This window comes from Agrococcus sp. UYP10, from assembly GCF_040547205.1.
Taxonomy (GTDB): domain Bacteria; phylum Actinomycetota; class Actinomycetes; order Actinomycetales; family Microbacteriaceae; genus Agrococcus; species Agrococcus jenensis.
Map to the genome: position 1 here is coordinate 2039078 of NZ_JBEPPG010000001.1, position 14897 is coordinate 2053974.

The following is a 14897-nucleotide window of genomic DNA, read 5'->3' on the forward strand; positions in this document are numbered from 1 at the left end:
GGTGCTGGTCGGGTTCAGTGGAACTGCTCGGACTCGGTCGAGCCCGCGAGTGCGAGCGTCCCCGAGGTCGGGTTGAGCGCCGTCGCGACGAGGTCGAACCAGCCGGTGCCGACCTCGCGCTGGTGCTTCGTGGCGGTGTAGCCGTGCGCCTCGGCGGCGAACTCGCGCTCCTGCAGGTCGACGTACGCCGTCATGTGCTGCTCGGCGTAGCCCTTCGCCAGGTCGAACATCGAGTGGTTGAGCGCGTGGAAGCCGGCGAGGGTGATGAACTGGAAGCGGTAGCCCATCGCGCCGAGCTCGCGCTGGAAGGCGGCGATCTGGTCGTCGTCGAGGTGCTTGCGCCAGTTGAACGACGGCGAGCAGTTGTAGGCCAGCAGCTGGTCGGGGAACGCCTCCTTCACGCCCTCGGCGAAGCGGCGGGCGACCGCGAGGTCGGGCTTGCCGGTCTCCATCCACAGCAGGTCGGCGTAGGGCGCATAGGCGCGGCCGCGGGCGATGCACGGCTCGATGCCGTTCCGCACCTCGTAGAAGCCCTCCGACGTGCGCTCGCCGGTGACGAACGGGCGGTCGCGCTCGTCGACGTCGCTCGTGAGCAGGGTCGCGGCCTCCGCGTCGGTGCGGGCGATGATGACGCTCGGCACGCCCTCGACGTCGGCGGCGAGCCGCGCGGCGTTCAGCGTCCGCACGTGCTGCTGCGTGGGGATGAGCACCTTGCCGCCCAGGTGGCCGCACTTCTTCTCGCTCGCGAGCTGGTCCTCCCAGTGCACGCCTGCCGCGCCGGCCGAGATCATGCTGCGCATGAGCTCGAACGCGTTGAGCGGGCCGCCGAAGCCGGCCTCCGCGTCGGCGACGATCGGCGCGAGCCAGTCGGCGACGGTCCGCCCGCCCTCGCTGCGCTCGATCTGGTCGGCGCGCTGCAGCGCGTTGTTGATGCGTCGGACGACCGCGGGCACCGAGTTCGACGGGTAGAGCGACTGGTCGGGGTAGGTCTGGCCCGACAGGTTGGCGTCGGCTGCGACCTGCCAGCCCGAGAGGTAGATCGCCTCGAGGCCGGCGCGCACCTGCTGCACCGCCTGGTTGCCCGTCAGCGCACCGAGCGCGCGCACGGGGGCCTCGTCGGCGTGCAGCCGCTCGAAGAGCCGCTCGGCGCCACGGCGGGCGAGCGTGTGCTCCTCGACGACCGAGCCACGCAGCCGCACGACGTCGGCCGCGCTGTAGTCGCGCCGGATGCCGCTCCAGCGGGCGTCGGCCGCCCACTCGAGCTCGAGCTCCGCGGCCTCCGTCGCCAGCGCTGTGTCCTGCGGAGCGGTGTCGTGCGGGGTCGTCGTGGGCTGCTCGGTCATGGTGTCCTCCTGGGTCTCCGGGGTGGGTCTGCACCCACTGTGCGGGCAGGACCACGACGCAGGTCGGCATTCGCCCAGTGAAGTTGTGCATTCCTGCCACATGCCGCAGGAGTGGCGTAGGGTGCCCGGATGAGCAGTGAGACCGCATGACCAGCGACCACAGCGCCACCGCCTCGTGGGATCGCCCAGCCCGACCCGCGTCACCCGCGCCGCACGTGGATGCGCTGCAGCTCGGGCGATCGCTCCGGCACGCGCGGAAGGCCGCCGGGCTGACGCTCGACGCGGTGCACGACGCGATCGGCCTCGCACCCTCGCAGCTCTCGGGCTTCGAGACGGGCAAGCGCGAGGCGCGGTTCACGCAGCTGCAGCAGCTCGCAGCGCTCTACGGCGTCACGCTCGAGCGGTTGACCGGCACCGAGCCGCCCTCCCGCCGAGCCGAGCTCGAGCTGCGCCTCGAGCGCGCCATGCGGTCGTCGACGTGGCAGCAGAAGCGGCTCCCGACCATGCGGATCGGGCCGCGCACGCCCGACGACGTGCTCGAGACGATGCTCGCCCTCGTCGAAGAGCTCGACCGGGCGGCCGAGGAGCGGGTCGCGACGCCCGAGGAGGCGCGGCGCGCCAACACGCAGCTGCGCGCCGAGATGCGCGCGCGCGACAACCACTTCCCCGAGATCGAGGCGGAGGCGGCGGCGATGCTCGCCCGTGTGGGCTACCAGTCGGGGCCGCTGTCGCAGCACCTCATCGCGGCGATCACCGAGCGGCTGGGCTTCAGAGTGCACCACGTGGGCGACCTGCCGCACTCGACCAGGTCGGTGACCGACCTGAAGCGCAAGCGCATCTACCTCTCGCGCTCGAGCCGCATCGACCACGACCCGCGCTCGGTGCTGCTGCAGGCGTTGGGCCACCACGTGCTGGGGCACTCGGTGCCGGCGGACTACGGCGGCTTCCTGCGGCAGCGCATCGAGACGAACTACTTCGCGGCGGCGCTGCTCATGCCCGAGCGCACCGCCGTCGACTTCCTCGGCGCGGCGAAGGCGGATCGGCAGCTCGCGGTCGAGGACCTCCGCGACGCCTTCGCGGTGTCGTACGAGACCGCGGCGCACCGGCTCACCAACCTCGCGACCGTGCATCTCGGCATCCCGCTCCACTTCCAGAAGGTGCACGAGTCGGGGATCATCTACAAGGCGTACGAGAACGACGGCGTCACCTTCCCCGCCGATCACACCGGCGCGATCGAGGGCCAGCCGGTGTGCAAGCGGTGGACGAGCCGCGAGGTCTTCGACGTGGCCGACAAGGTGAACGCCTTCGAGCAGTACACCGAGACGCCCGCCGGGACGTTCTGGTGCACGGCGATGACGGAGCGCAGCGCGGCGGGGGAGTTCTCGCTCTCGATCGGCGTGCCGTTCTCACAGGCGAAGTGGTTCCGCGGCCGGGCGACGAAGGAGCGCTCGGTGTCGCGCTGCCCGGACCCGTCGTGCTGCCGCACGCCGCCCGCGCAGCTGGCCGAGGCCTGGTCGGGACAGGCCTGGCCGAGCGCCAGGGCGCACTCGCACCTGCTGGCGGCGCTGCCGCCCGGTGCGTTCCCGGGCGTCGACGAGACCGAGGTCTACAGCTTCCTGGCGTCGCGCGCCTAACCCGGCGTCGCGTCGCTAAGACAGGGCGATCTGCGCCTGGAGCGCCGCGGCGTCCGCGTTCGCCGTGAGCTGCGCGAGCGCCCGCCGCAGGACGGTGCTCGAGGTGTGCGCCGTGTAGGGGAAGTAGACGACCTCGACCCCGACCTCGGCGAACTCGTGCTCGAGCCGCAGCCCCTTCTCGGTGCCGCGCCAGTCGTCGCCCTTGAAGAAGTGGGTGAAGCCCACCTCTCGCCAGGTGTCGAGCTTGTCGGGCACCGTCTCGACGTGCACCTCGTCGACCCATCGGACCGCTCGCACGATCTCGACGCGCTCGAGCGTCGGCACGACCGGCTCGATGCCCTTCACCTGCCGCAGCATCTCGTCGCTCACGACGCCGGCGATGAGCACATCGCAGCGCTCGCGAGCGTGCTTGAGGATGTTGAGGTGCCCGATGTGGAAGAGGTCGAAGGCCCCTGCGGCGTAGCCGATCCGTTGCGCCATCGCGCCACCCTCCTCCGACCGGCGCATGCAGCCCGGTTCACGAACACTGTTACGAGCGTAGCGTCCAGTGCCGCAGCCGGAGCCCAGGGTCAGCCGAAGAAGGCGTCAGGCGGGGCGGATGCCGCCGTCAGCTCGGGCGGGGCCCGTCGACGACCGGGCGCTCCGGCACCGGGACATCGCTGATGACGTACTTCGTCTTGCCGCCGGTGTAGGGGAGCGAGTCGACGTACTCGACGCGCACCGGCACCTCGTCGGCGATGCGGGCGCGCAGCGCCGCCACGGCCTCCTCGATGTGCACCCTGGCATCGTCGCCGTCGCCCTGCACGACGCGGATGGTGATGGAGGCGTCGCGCTGCTGGTGGACCTGGAACAGGCGCACGGCCTCCGGGTGGCCGGCGAACATCGCCATGAGTCGGTGCGCGAGCACGGCACCGCTCGGCAGCCGCACGAGATCGGTCGTGCGTCCCTGCGGCTGCTCCATCATGGGCAGCGACCTGCCGCACGGGCACGGCCGCTCCCGCAGCGCGCCGCGATCGCCGGTCCGGTACCGGATGAGCGGGAAGACGCGGTTGCGCAGGTCGGTGATGACGAGGTCACCCACCTCGCCGGCGGGGGCCGGGCGGCCCTCCTCGTCGACGACCTCGACCCGGCGGACGTCCGAGAAGATGTGCAGGCCGTCCCGGTGCTCGCACTGGCCGGCGAGCCAGCCGAACTCGGAGTTGCGGTACTCGTCGTAGACGGGCGCGCCGAACACCGCCTCGAGCCGGGCGCGGACGCCGGCCGTGAGCGGCGCTGCGGTCGTCGCGACGGCGGCGGGCGTCGGCACGGTGAGGCCGCGGCGCTCGAGGTAGTCGGCGAACTCGGTGAGCGCGCCGACGTAGCCCTCGATGAGCCGGGGCCGCGTCCGCGACACGGCGCGATGGAAGGCCTCCATCGTCTGATCGGAGATCAGCGAGGCGTCGAGGTACGTCTGGCGCGTCGGCCACCAGGCCACATCGTTCTTGAGCGTCGCGGCGCGGTCGAAGCTCCACCGCCCGATCCGGGCGAGGTCGTCGTACGGGGCGACGCCCCACCACGAGTACATGCGCCAGCTGAGCGCGAGGAACGGCACTCGCGCGTCGTGCATCGTCTTGAGCGGCTCGCCGGTGCTGCCGCCGGTCAGCGCGGTGCGCGCGTTCGATCCGGTCGCCTCGGGCGTGGCCATGTCGGCGCTCCGCGCCTTGACCGTCGCGCGGTCGAGGATCGGGAGCCGCTGCCACTCGGCGGGGTCGTGGAGCCTCGACGGGTCGATCCCGAGGCGTCCGTAGGTCTCGCGGTAGAACGGCGACGCCGTCATCGCGAACGCGACGATGTCGCTGGCCAGCGCGTGCTGCTTCCGCTCGAGCTCGGCCGGGTCCAGCCGCTCGTTCGCGAGGAGCTCGTCGTGGAAGCGACCGGCGCGAGCGCGCACGGTGCGGGCCTTCGCCGCGAACGCGGCGCGCTTGATGGATGACGGCATGGGTGGGGCCTCCTCAGCGCGCGTACTCGTACTCATCCCGGCCCACTGCTCCGAGGATGCGTCCCTGCGCGAACCAGAGCCGCCGCCGGTAGGTGGCGCTCGCGGGGACATCGCCCTTGAGCCGGGCCAGGGTCTCGCCCGCCGCGAAGGCGGGGAGCCGGACGAGGCCGCCGACGAGGAAGCCGGCGCGCTTCGCGAGCCGCGCGGCGCTGCTGTCGTCGCGAGTGAGGAGGCGCGCGCGGACCTGCCCCTGGCAGATCGTGCGGCGACGGACGAACTCGCGCGTCGTGCGCGATGCGGTGATGTCGTCCCGCGCCACCGACTCCGCCGAGGCGACGATCGTGCCGCCGCTCGCGATCAGGTCGCGGCCGAACTGCACGTCGGAGCCGCCGGAGAGGCCGAGCGAGACGTCGAAGCGCACGCCGAGGGCGCGCACCTGCGCGGCATCGATGAGGACGTTGCCGGTCGCGAGCGCCGAGAGCCGCTCGCCCGTGGGCACCAGGTTGCGCCGGACGAAGCCGCCGCCCGCGATCCAGGGGTCGGTGCCCTCGGGCCAGACGTACCGGACGTAGCCCATCACGGCGGTCGGCCGGTGCGCGGCCCACACGGCCACGAGTCCCGCGAGCCAGCCGGGCTCGGGCACCAGGTCGTCGTCGATCATCACCACGAGCTCGTCCGGGGCGGCGGCGTCGAGCGCCGCCTGACGGGTGGCGGCGATGCCGGGGATCGGCTCCGCCAGGTATTCGACGCCGAGCGACTCGGCGACGCCCTGCGCCGAGCGGTCGGGGTCGTTGTCGACCAGCAGGATCCGCCACGACGCATCCACGGTGCTCGCGTCCGCGCGGATCGTGTCGATCAGCTCGGGGAGGAGCTCCGATCGGCGGAAGGTGGGCACGGCGATGAGGATCTCCGGGCGCGGATCGTCGGTCATGGTCGACTCCTTCTGCTGCGGCGCGCGATCGCCTGCTGAAACGCCTCGCGATGCGCTGCGCCGACGCGGTCCCAGTCGCGGCCCGAGAGGTCGGGCGGCGCCGACGGCGGCTGCGCGGCGCTCGCCGCGAAGCGCTCGAGGTCGGCGCCGGCCAGTGCGCCGTCGAAGGTCGAGACCCATCCGGGTCCCACCTCTCGCGAGAGCGCCTCGTTGACCTCGGTGCGGGGGACCAGCACAGGGCGCCCCAGCGAGAGTGCTGCGAGCGCGCTGCCGGAGTTGTGCATGAATCGGTACGGTAGCACCACGCCAGACGATCCCATAACGGCGTTCGCGAACTCCTCCTCGGGCAGGTAGCGGAAGTCGACCTCGACCCGCGCATCCGTCGCGGCGCGCGCCCTGACCTCCCGCTCGATGGCCGCGCTCGAGGGGCTGCCGGCGATCCTGAGCCGAAGCTCAGGGTGGGTCGAGGCGGTGCTGGCGAAGGCCTCGAGCAGGTCCTCGACGCCCTTGTACGGCCGCACGAGGCCCACGAACGAGAGCAGCCCCGGCGTCGGCGGCACCGCCGGCACCGAGGCGAACCACGCGCGGTAGTGGCCGTGCGGGATGAGCGTCGAGGCGGCGCCCGCGGGGAGCGCGGTCTGCTCGTTGAGCAGGATGCGGTGGTCGACCCTGCGGTCGAGCCACGCGAGGTACCCGCGCTCCCAGCGCGACGCGTCGGCGTGCGGGCGGACGTTGTGCAACGTGTGGATGAGCGCGACCCGCGTCACCGAGAGCCGCAGGCGCAGCGCCGTCGCGAAGGCGCGGCGGGCGAGCGTGCGCGAGGGCGTCGAGCCGCGGAGGAGCAGCTCCGGCCAGTGCAGCTGCAGCGCGTCGTAGCGGCCGAGCAGGGCCTGCCGCCGGTCGAAGCGCAGGTGCTCGACCCCCGGCGTCTCGGCGAGGGCGGCATCGAGCATGTGGATGTAGGGGTTGGTCGTCGGGCGCGGCGGACCGAACGACTGCATGACGCGGATCGCTGGCGTCGAGGTGCCCGGGGCGTTCCGCATGCGGCACAGTCTGGTGCATGTTGCGCCGCACGGCGCGCATGCACCTACACTCATCCCAATCGCGCCGGGCCGCCCGGGCAGCAGAACGAGGTGCGGATGACCGAGGTGCCAGAGATGGTCGATTCCTTCGCCGACGTCCATCGGCGGCTCGCCGCTGCCCAGAAGGGCCACGCCCGTGGCGCGCCCGCGTACTCGGTGTACGTCAACCGGCGGATCGGGCGCGTGCTCGCGGTGGCGGCCTACCGCTGGGGCTGGTCGCCGAACACGGTGACGGGCGTCAGCGCGCTGCACTCGCTCGCCGCGATCGTGCTGCTGCTCGCCCTGCCGGCGCAGTGGTGGACGGGTGTCGTGGTGGCGCTGCTGCTCGTGCTCGGCTACGCGTGGGACTCCGCCGACGGGCAGGTCGCGCGCCTCGGCGGCGGCGGCAGCCTCTCGGGCGAGTGGCTCGACCACTTCGTCGACGCGATCAAGATCGCCTCGCTGCACCTCGCGGTGCTCGTCGCACTGTGGCTGCACACGCCCTACCGCGACACGCCGTGGCTGCTCGTGCCGCTGCTGTTCTCGATCGTGGGCGTCGTGACGTTCTTCGCGATGCTGCTCAACGACCTGCTGAAGGGCAAGGTCGGCGTGCCGTCGACGCACCAGCGGGGGAGCGGCACGCTCGGCCGGTCGCTCATCCTCGTGCCGACCGACTTCGGGCTCCTGTGCCTGGTGTTCGTGCTGTGGGGCTGGTCGACGGGCTTCCTCTGGGCGTACGGCGCGCTCGCGCTCGCGAACCTCGCGTTCCTCGTGCTCGCGTCGGTCAAGTGGTTCCGCGAGATCCGCGCGATCGACCGCGAGCGGACCGCCGCGCCATGACCGATCTGCCGCCCTTCGCGGTCATCGTCGTCAACTTCGCGTCGAGCGCGCTGCTGCGCGACCACGCGGCGTCGCTCGACGTCGCGCCGCCGGGGCAGGTGATCGTCGTCGACTGCTTCAGCGGAGCGGCCGAGCGCGAGCGCGTGCGCGGCCTGGCGAGCGAGCACGGCTGGGAGAGCGTGCTGCTCGACGCGAACGAGGGCTTCGGCGGCGGCACGAACGCCGGCGCCGCTCGAGCGATCGAGCTGGGCGCTCGGGTGCTCGTGGGTCTCAATCCGGATGCCACCATCACGCCGGGCGCCCTCGCGCGCCTGGTCGCGGCGGTCGCTGCGGATCCGATGCTGCTTGCGTCGCCGCGCATCGTGCAGAGCGGCGGCGAGCCGTGGTTCGTCGGCGCCGACCTCTACCTCGACGACGGCATCCCGCGTGGTGCGCGCGCTCGCGAGCGGTTCGCCGGCGCGGAGCGGCTCGAGTGGGCGACCGGCGCGTGCTTCGCGATCTCCGCCGAGCTGTGGACGCGGCTGGGCGGCTTCGATGAGGAGTACTTCCTGTACTGGGAGGACATCGACCTGTCGCACCGCGCGATCGCCGAGGGTGCGCGGCTCGAGCTCCTCGACGCCGAGGTCGTCCACGACCAGGGCGGCACGCACGCCGAGCGCCGCAGCTCGCGGGCCAAGTCGGAGCTGTACTACTACTTCAACATCCGCAACCGGATGCTCTACGCCGTGAAGCACCTCGCGGACGACGACGTGCGCCGCTGGGCGCGCTCGTCGGCCAGGATCGGCTACGCGGTGCTGCTGCGCGGCGGCCGGAGGCAGCTCGTCGCCTCGTGGCGGCCCTGGCGAGGGTATCTGCGGGGACTGCGCGACGGTCGCCGCATCGTGCGAGCGCACCGGCGCACGGCGGCACGGGCGCACGAGCACGCCGGGAGGCGCTGACATGGACGGCAATCGCGATGGCGGCATCCTGATCGTGTGCGCGGCGAACGTCTGCCGCTCGCCGATGGCCGGGCTCACCCTGCGGCGCGCCTTCGCGCGGCTGCCCGACTACGACGCTGTCCCGGTCTCGACCGCGGGCGTGAGCGTCGACGGCGCGCGCAGCGTCTGCCCGGAGGTCGCGTCGTTCCACACGACCGAGCGGTGGCGCGAGCTCGCCGACCTGCATCGCTCGCGCCCGCTCTACCCGGAGGAGACCCTCCAGGCGACGCTCGTGCTGACGGCGTCGCGCGGGATCCGCTCCTCCGTCGTCGCCGCGGCGCCCGAGCGGCGACGACGGGTCTTCACCCTGCAGGAGGCCGTGTGGCTCGGCAGCGGCTTCGTCGTGGACCCCGGCACGCCCGGCATGGACGCGCTCGCCGCGTTCCAGCGCTACATCGACGACCGTCGCGGCCTGCGGCAGCTGCCGAAGCGGCCGCGCACGCTGCTGCCGACGAGGCAGTCGCACAACCCGCTCGACATCCGCGACGGGCACGTCCTAGGTGCGGGCGCGCACCGGCGCACGGTGCGCACGGTGGATGAGGCCGCCCGCGAGCTGGCGTCGCTCCTGACGGGTGCTCGACCGCGCGAGTGAGTGCACGTCCGCGGCAGCGCGCATCGAGCGCGCCGCGGCGTCCCAGCTGAAGCGGCTGGCCGTGCGCTCGCGCGCAGCCACGTCGGGGCGGTGGCCCCAGGCCGCGTCGAGCGCGCTCGCGGTCGCCAGCGCGTCGAGCGGCGGCGCGAAGACCGCGTAGCCCTCGACCGTCTCGCGGAACACCGGGATGTCGCTCGCGACGAGCGGTGACCCGAAGCGGGCCGCCTCGACGGCGGGCATGCCGAACCCCTCGTCCAGGCTGAGGGCGATCGTGAGCGACGCGTTGGCGTACAGCCACGCGAGCTCGTCGTCGGGCACCTGGCCGAGCAGCACGATGCTGCCGTCGTCGAGCAGCGCGCGTGCGGCATCCGGGATGGCGACGCCGACCCCCGAGTGCGCGGTGCCGCCGACGACGTAGAGCGGGTGCTCGGGGGAGATGCGCGCGGAGTGCACGGCGGCGAGCATGGCCGTCTCGAGGTTCTTGCGCACGTTGAGCCGCCCGACGGTGACCGCGAACTGGCTGCCGGCCGGCACGCGCGACGGGCGCCGAGGCTCCGCGTCGAGCGACGGAGGGACGCCCAGACCGGTCACGATCGACTGCGGCAGCGACGGGGCGTGCCGCGCGATGCGGTCGGCCTCCGTCCGCGTCGAGGTCGCCACGAGTGCCGCTCGTCGCGCCCACGGGAGCATCGCGCTGAAGTAGAGCCGCTCGGCGAGCGAGAACCACTCCGGGTGCTCCTCGAACATCACGTCGTGGAGGAAGAGGAGCGACGGTCCGACGGCCGGCGTGTAGTTGTGGCAGACGGCGAGCTCCGTGCCGGCGCCGGCGGCCAGGAGGGGCAGCTCCCAGCGGTTGGAGGCGGCGTGCGGCCACAGGTGCGTGCGCACCATCTCGGCGCCGGCCGGGAGGTCGTCGGTCTCGGCGTCGCGCCGCAGCGCGACGACCATCTCGTCCTCGGGGAACGCCCGTGCCCAGGCGAGCACGAGCTCGCGCTGCACCGTCCTGGCCGCCTGCGGACCGTCGTGCCACCAGTAGCCGTCCATGAGGATCCGCATGGATCTCCCTCGTGTCGCAGAAAGGTGCGGCACCTCAGCCGCCTCGTCAGGCTAATGCGAACAGTGTTCGAGAACGCTGTCGGGATACTCAAGCGGGACGCGGGTTCCCCTGATGATTGCCGCCGACGGTCGCATTTCGAACGCTGTTGTCCATACGCTCGCTCCAGGCGGCGTCGACGCCGCTCCTGGCTCGCCGGTGAGCATCGTCGTCGACCGCGAGCAACCGATGTCTTGGAGAGCTGTGATCGCACCACGCCGGATCCGTCGAGCACGAGGCGCGACGGCGGTGGCCGTCGCCATGGGGGCCGCGGCGCTCGTCGTGCTGGGACTGACGGGGTGCGGGCCGACCTCCGCGGACCCGGCCGCGACCGCGGTCGCGAGCGAGACGCCGGATGCGAGCCAGACCCCGGCGGCGAGCGCAGCACCGGACGCGAGCGATCCGCCCGCCACGGGCCCCACGATCCCGCCGGGCGCCACCGCGGTGCCGGCGCCGGGCGCCGGCGCGACGCCGGGCCCCGACGGCCCGACCGAGGCGGCAGCGCTGCCCACCACGACGGCCGCGCTCGACGAGGCCATCACGTTCGACACCGGCATCGTCGTCGAGATCGTCGCCGTCGATCCGATCACCGTCACCGCCGAGACGCCCGGCGAGATGGACGGTCCCGCCCTGCGCGTCAGCGTCGCCGCCCGCAACCAGTCGGGCGAGGCGCAGGAGGTCGACTCCGCCGTCGTCACCCTCGTCACGGACGACGGACAGGTCGGCGTAGGCACGACGGCGGGTTCGCCGTCGCCCCTCTCGGGGATGGTCGAGCCTGGCGCGACGGTCTCCGGCACCTACGTCTTCATGCTCGACCCGGCCTCCGGCCGGGACGTCACGGTCACGGTCAACTACGCCGCAGGCGAGCCGCTCGCGGTCTTCACGGGAAGAACCCCCTGACACATGGACACTCCAACGCGTTCCCGCCGTCCGATGCGCGCCGTATTGCTGGCCGCGCTCGCCACCGTCGCGACCGGCGCGATGCTGACCTCCGGACTGACCGTCGCCACTGCTGCCGGGACCGGTCCGGTCACCCTGCAGCAGCGCACCAGCTCCGTCGTCACCGCTGATCCGCTCGCGACGGTCCAGATCGACAACGGCTACGTCTGGGCGCAGACGATGATCGGCAACACGGTGTTCGCCGGTGGCGGCTTCGCCAACGCGCGCGCGCCGCTCGCGGCCCCGGGGACGAGCCTGACGCCGCGCAGCAACATCCTCTCCTACGACATCCGCACGGGGAACCTGCTGTCGTTCGCACCGCAGGTCAACGGCCCGATCCGCGCCGTCGCAGCATCCGCCGACGGCACGCGCCTCTACATCGGCGGCTCGTTCAGCTCGGTGAACGGCCAGACCCGCTTCAACTTCGCGGTGCTCAACCCGACCACGGGTGCGCTCCTCCCCGGGTTCAACGCCTCCATCGGCGGCGCCGGCGTCTTCGGCATCGCGACGCTCGGCGACACCGTGTACGTGACCGGACGCTTCACACAGGCGAACGGTGTCGCCCGGCAGAACCTCGCAGCCTTCGCAACGGCCGACGGCGCGCTCCGCTCGTGGGCTCCCACGATCGACCTGCAGGGCGACGCGCTCGTCATCGACCCGGGCGGCTCGCACGTCATCGTGGGCGGTCGCTTCTACCTCACGAACGGCGTCGTCCAGCGAGGCTTGGCCCCGCTCCACCCCGTCTCCGGCGCCATCGACACCTCGTGGGCAGCATCGAAGACGATCATCAACGGCTGGTCCGACGGCACCTACGCAGGCAAGGCCGGCATCTTCTCGCTCGCGGTCGACGACTCGGGGGTGTACGGCACAGGCTGGGTGTACGCGAACGCCTCGATCGGCAACCTCGAGGGCACGTTCGCGGCCGAGGCGGGATCCGGAGCGATCCGCTGGGTCGCCGACTGCCACGGCGACCACTACGGCGTCTACTCCACCGGGGACGTGGTCTACGCGACGAGCCACACGCACGCGTGCGACACCGCGGGCCTCGCCCCCGAGCTGAGTCCGCGCACCTACCGGTACGTCGAGGCGTTCACCGCCACAGCGGAGGGCACGCTCACCCGGACGCCCTCTGCGGGCAGCACGTACAAGGACTGGAGCGGCACGCCGGCCCCCGCGCCCTACGCGTGGTACCCCGACTTCACCATCGGGCGCACGTCCGGTCTCAACCAGGCCGGCCTCTCGATGACGGGCAACGGCCAGTACCTCTCCGTCGGCGGCGAGTTCGGCAGCGTGAACAACCTGCGCTACGAGGGCCTCGTCCGCTTCTCGACCACACCGCCCAACGGGCCGAAGCAGGGCCCGCGCATCGCGAGCGCGACCTGGGGCGCGCCGACCGTCACGTCGGTCGTGGCTGGGCGCGCACGGATCTCGATCCGGGGCAACTGGGACCGCGACGACCGCGACCTGACCTATGAGCTGCGTCGCGCCGGCACCGCCGGCGTGATCCGGTCGCAGGTCGTCCCCTCGGGCTGGTGGTCGCAGCCGCAGGTCACGTTCAACGACACCGGCCTCACGCCGGGCTCGAGCCAGAGCTACACGGTGCGGGTGGTCGATGGCAACGGCAACGCGGTGACGAGCCAGGCCGCGACCGTGACGATCGCGAGCGGCCAGTCCTCCGCCTACGCGAACGCCGTGCTGGACGATGGCGCCACGCTCTACTACCCGCTCGGGTCCAATCGATCCGACTGGGGCGGCACGAGCACGCCGCTGTTCGGCACCGGCGTGACGAACGTGTCGCCGGGCGCCGTCGCGGGGGTGACGGGTGAGTCGGCGTCGAGCTTCAACGGCACGACGAGCGGCCGCGTGTCCTCGGGCTCCAGCTCGACCGTGCCGGGCACGTTCTCGACCGAGCTGTGGTTCAACACCACGACGCTGCAGGGTGGCAAGCTCATGGGCTTCGGCAGCTCGCAGACCGGTTCCTCGGGCAGCTACGACCGCCACATCTACATGCAGAACAACGGCCGGCTGACCTTCGGCGTCTATCCGGGGCAGGTGCGGACGATCTCGTCGACCGCCTCGTACAACGACGGCCGCTGGCACCACGTCGTGGCGACGCAGGGGACTGGCGGCATCGCGCTCTACGTCGACGGCACGCGCGTCGCGCAGGACACCACGGTGACGACGGCACAGGGCTACACCGGCTTCTGGAGGGTCGGCGGCGACACGCTCGGCTCCTGGCCAAGCGCACCATCGTCGGCCTACTTCCGGGGCGCGATCGATGAGGTCGCCGTGTATGGTTCGGCGCTCACGAGCGGCCAGGTCTCGACGCACTTCGCGGTGGGGTCGGGCCAGCAGGCGCCGACCGCTGCCTTCCAGGCAACGACGAGCACCCTCACCGCGAGCTTCAACGCGTCCGGCTCGACGGCCGCGAGCGGCTCGACGATCGCGTCGTACGCGTGGCAGTTCGGTGACGGCACGACCGGCACCGGTGTCTCCCCGACGCATCCCTACGGCCAGGCGGGCACATACGCGGTGACGCTGACGGTCACGGACAGCCGCGGGCTGACCGATGCCGTGACGCAGAACGTCACGGTGCAGGCCGCCAACGTCCGGCCGACGGCGTCGTTCACCAGCACGGTGAACGACCTCGACGCCGCGGTGAACGGCTCCGGCTCCTCGGACCCGGACGGGAGCGTCGTCGCCTGGGCATGGAACTGGGGCGACGGTACGGCGAGCACCTCGGGCGCGACGTCGACGCACCGGTACGGGGCGGCGGGGAACTACACCGTGACGCTCACCGTGACGGACGACGACGGCGCCACCGCGACGACGACCGGCGTCATCCAGGCGACCGAGCCCGACGTGCCGCCGCCGGCGACCTTCGCGGCGTCGGACGACTTCTCGCGCACCGTCGCATCGGGCTGGGGGACGTCGGACGTCGGCGGTCCGTGGACGATCACCGGCACCGCGGCTCCCGCGTCCGTCGGCGGGGGCGTCGGCTCGCTCAACCTCGGTGCCGGCTCGACCAGGGACCTGCGGCTCGGCGCGCTCGCGCTGAGCGACGTGCGGGTCTCGATGGATCTCCGGCTCGATCAAGCGCCGTCGACGGGCTCGTCGTACGTCGGCGTCATCACGCGCTCGACCAGCGCCGGTGACTACCGCGTGCGGGTGTGGCTGCGGGACAACGGCACGGTCTGGCTCGTGGTGCAGCACGGGTCGACGGTGCTGCGCAGCTACCAGGTGCCGGGCATCACCCGAGCGGCCGGTGACTGGTTCACGCTCGAGGTCGAGGTGACCGGCACGACGAGCACGACCGTCGACGCGAGCATCTGGCGCGCGGGCACGCCGCAACCGGCGGCGTGGCAGGTGAGCGTGACCGACGCGACCGGGACGAACACGCAGGGGTCGGTCGGCGTGCACGCGAACCGCAGCAGCACAGCCACCGCGGCCGGCGTCTTCTCGATCGACGCGTTCCGCGTCACCGACCTCGGGTGACGGACGGGAGCACC

12 protein-coding genes are annotated in these 14897 nt (G+C 72.5%); 6 read left to right on the plus strand and 6 right to left on the minus strand.

Going from position 1 to position 14897, the window contains the following annotated elements:
* Window positions 1–14: 14 nt before the first annotated feature.
* Complete coding sequence (gene aceA / locus ABIB37_RS10105) at window positions 15–1343, minus strand: isocitrate lyase (RefSeq protein ID WP_354259995.1); 1329 nt, start codon at window positions 1341–1343, stop codon at window positions 15–17.
* A 146-nt stretch (window positions 1344–1489) separates the two neighbouring features.
* Between aceA and ABIB37_RS10110 the strand changes: the two genes are divergently transcribed.
* Complete coding sequence (locus ABIB37_RS10110; protein ID WP_354259998.1) at window positions 1490–2977, plus strand: helix-turn-helix domain-containing protein; 1488 nt, start codon at window positions 1490–1492, stop codon at window positions 2975–2977.
* Between the two features lie 15 nt (window positions 2978–2992).
* On the opposite strand, the gene ABIB37_RS10115 is transcribed toward ABIB37_RS10110, so the two are convergent.
* From ABIB37_RS10115 to ABIB37_RS10130, 4 genes are all read right to left on the minus strand, one after another.
* On the minus strand, window positions 2993–3457 hold the full coding sequence (locus ABIB37_RS10115; protein ID WP_354260001.1) for an FAD synthase family protein: 465 nt from the start codon (window positions 3455–3457) through the stop codon (window positions 2993–2995).
* 127 nt (window positions 3458–3584) lie between these two features.
* Complete coding sequence (locus ABIB37_RS10120; RefSeq protein WP_354260004.1) at window positions 3585–4955, minus strand: phenylacetate--CoA ligase family protein; 1371 nt, start codon at window positions 4953–4955, stop codon at window positions 3585–3587.
* A 13-nt stretch (window positions 4956–4968) separates the two neighbouring features.
* Window positions 4969–5886 carry a glycosyltransferase family 2 protein gene (locus tag ABIB37_RS10125; protein ID WP_354260006.1) on the minus strand — a complete coding sequence of 306 codons (918 nt, stop codon included), beginning with the start codon at window positions 5884–5886 and terminating at the stop codon, window positions 4969–4971.
* On the minus strand, window positions 5883–6929 hold the full coding sequence (locus tag ABIB37_RS10130; RefSeq protein ID WP_354260009.1) for a glycosyltransferase: 1047 nt from the start codon (window positions 6927–6929) through the stop codon (window positions 5883–5885). Before ABIB37_RS10130 ends, ABIB37_RS10125 begins: the two co-directional genes overlap by 4 nt.
* Window positions 6930–7025: 96 nt before the next feature.
* Between ABIB37_RS10130 and ABIB37_RS10135 the strand changes: the two genes are divergently transcribed.
* Genes ABIB37_RS10135 through ABIB37_RS10145 form a run of 3 tightly spaced genes read left to right on the plus strand, consistent with a single transcriptional unit; the run spans window position 7026 to window position 9356 of the window.
* Entirely contained in the window at window positions 7026–7787 is a 762-nt protein-coding gene (locus ABIB37_RS10135; RefSeq protein WP_245989943.1) for a CDP-alcohol phosphatidyltransferase family protein, read from the plus strand.
* Window positions 7784–8725 (plus strand): glycosyltransferase family 2 protein, encoded by a 942-nt coding sequence (locus tag ABIB37_RS10140; RefSeq protein ID WP_354260012.1) that lies wholly within the window; start codon window positions 7784–7786, stop codon window positions 8723–8725. The genes ABIB37_RS10135 and ABIB37_RS10140 overlap by 4 nt, the downstream gene beginning before the upstream one ends.
* 1 nt (window position 8726) lies before the next feature.
* Entirely contained in the window at window positions 8727–9356 is a 630-nt protein-coding gene (locus ABIB37_RS10145) for an arsenate reductase/protein-tyrosine-phosphatase family protein (protein WP_354260015.1), read from the plus strand.
* On the opposite strand, the gene ABIB37_RS10150 is transcribed toward ABIB37_RS10145, so the two are convergent.
* Window positions 9261–10412 (minus strand): glycosyltransferase family 4 protein, encoded by a 1152-nt coding sequence (locus ABIB37_RS10150; protein ID WP_354260018.1) that lies wholly within the window; start codon window positions 10410–10412, stop codon window positions 9261–9263. The genes ABIB37_RS10145 and ABIB37_RS10150 overlap by 96 nt on opposite strands.
* Window positions 10413–10698: 286 nt before the next feature.
* On the opposite strand from ABIB37_RS10150, the gene ABIB37_RS10155 reads away from it, so the two are divergent.
* A complete protein-coding gene (locus ABIB37_RS10155) occupies window positions 10699–11349 on the plus strand; it encodes a hypothetical protein (protein WP_354260021.1) in 651 nt (216 codons plus the stop codon).
* Between the two features lie 33 nt (window positions 11350–11382).
* On the plus strand, window positions 11383–14883 hold the full coding sequence (locus ABIB37_RS10160) for a PKD domain-containing protein (RefSeq protein WP_354260024.1): 3501 nt from the start codon (window positions 11383–11385) through the stop codon (window positions 14881–14883).
* The last annotated feature ends 14 nt before the right edge of the window (window positions 14884–14897 follow it).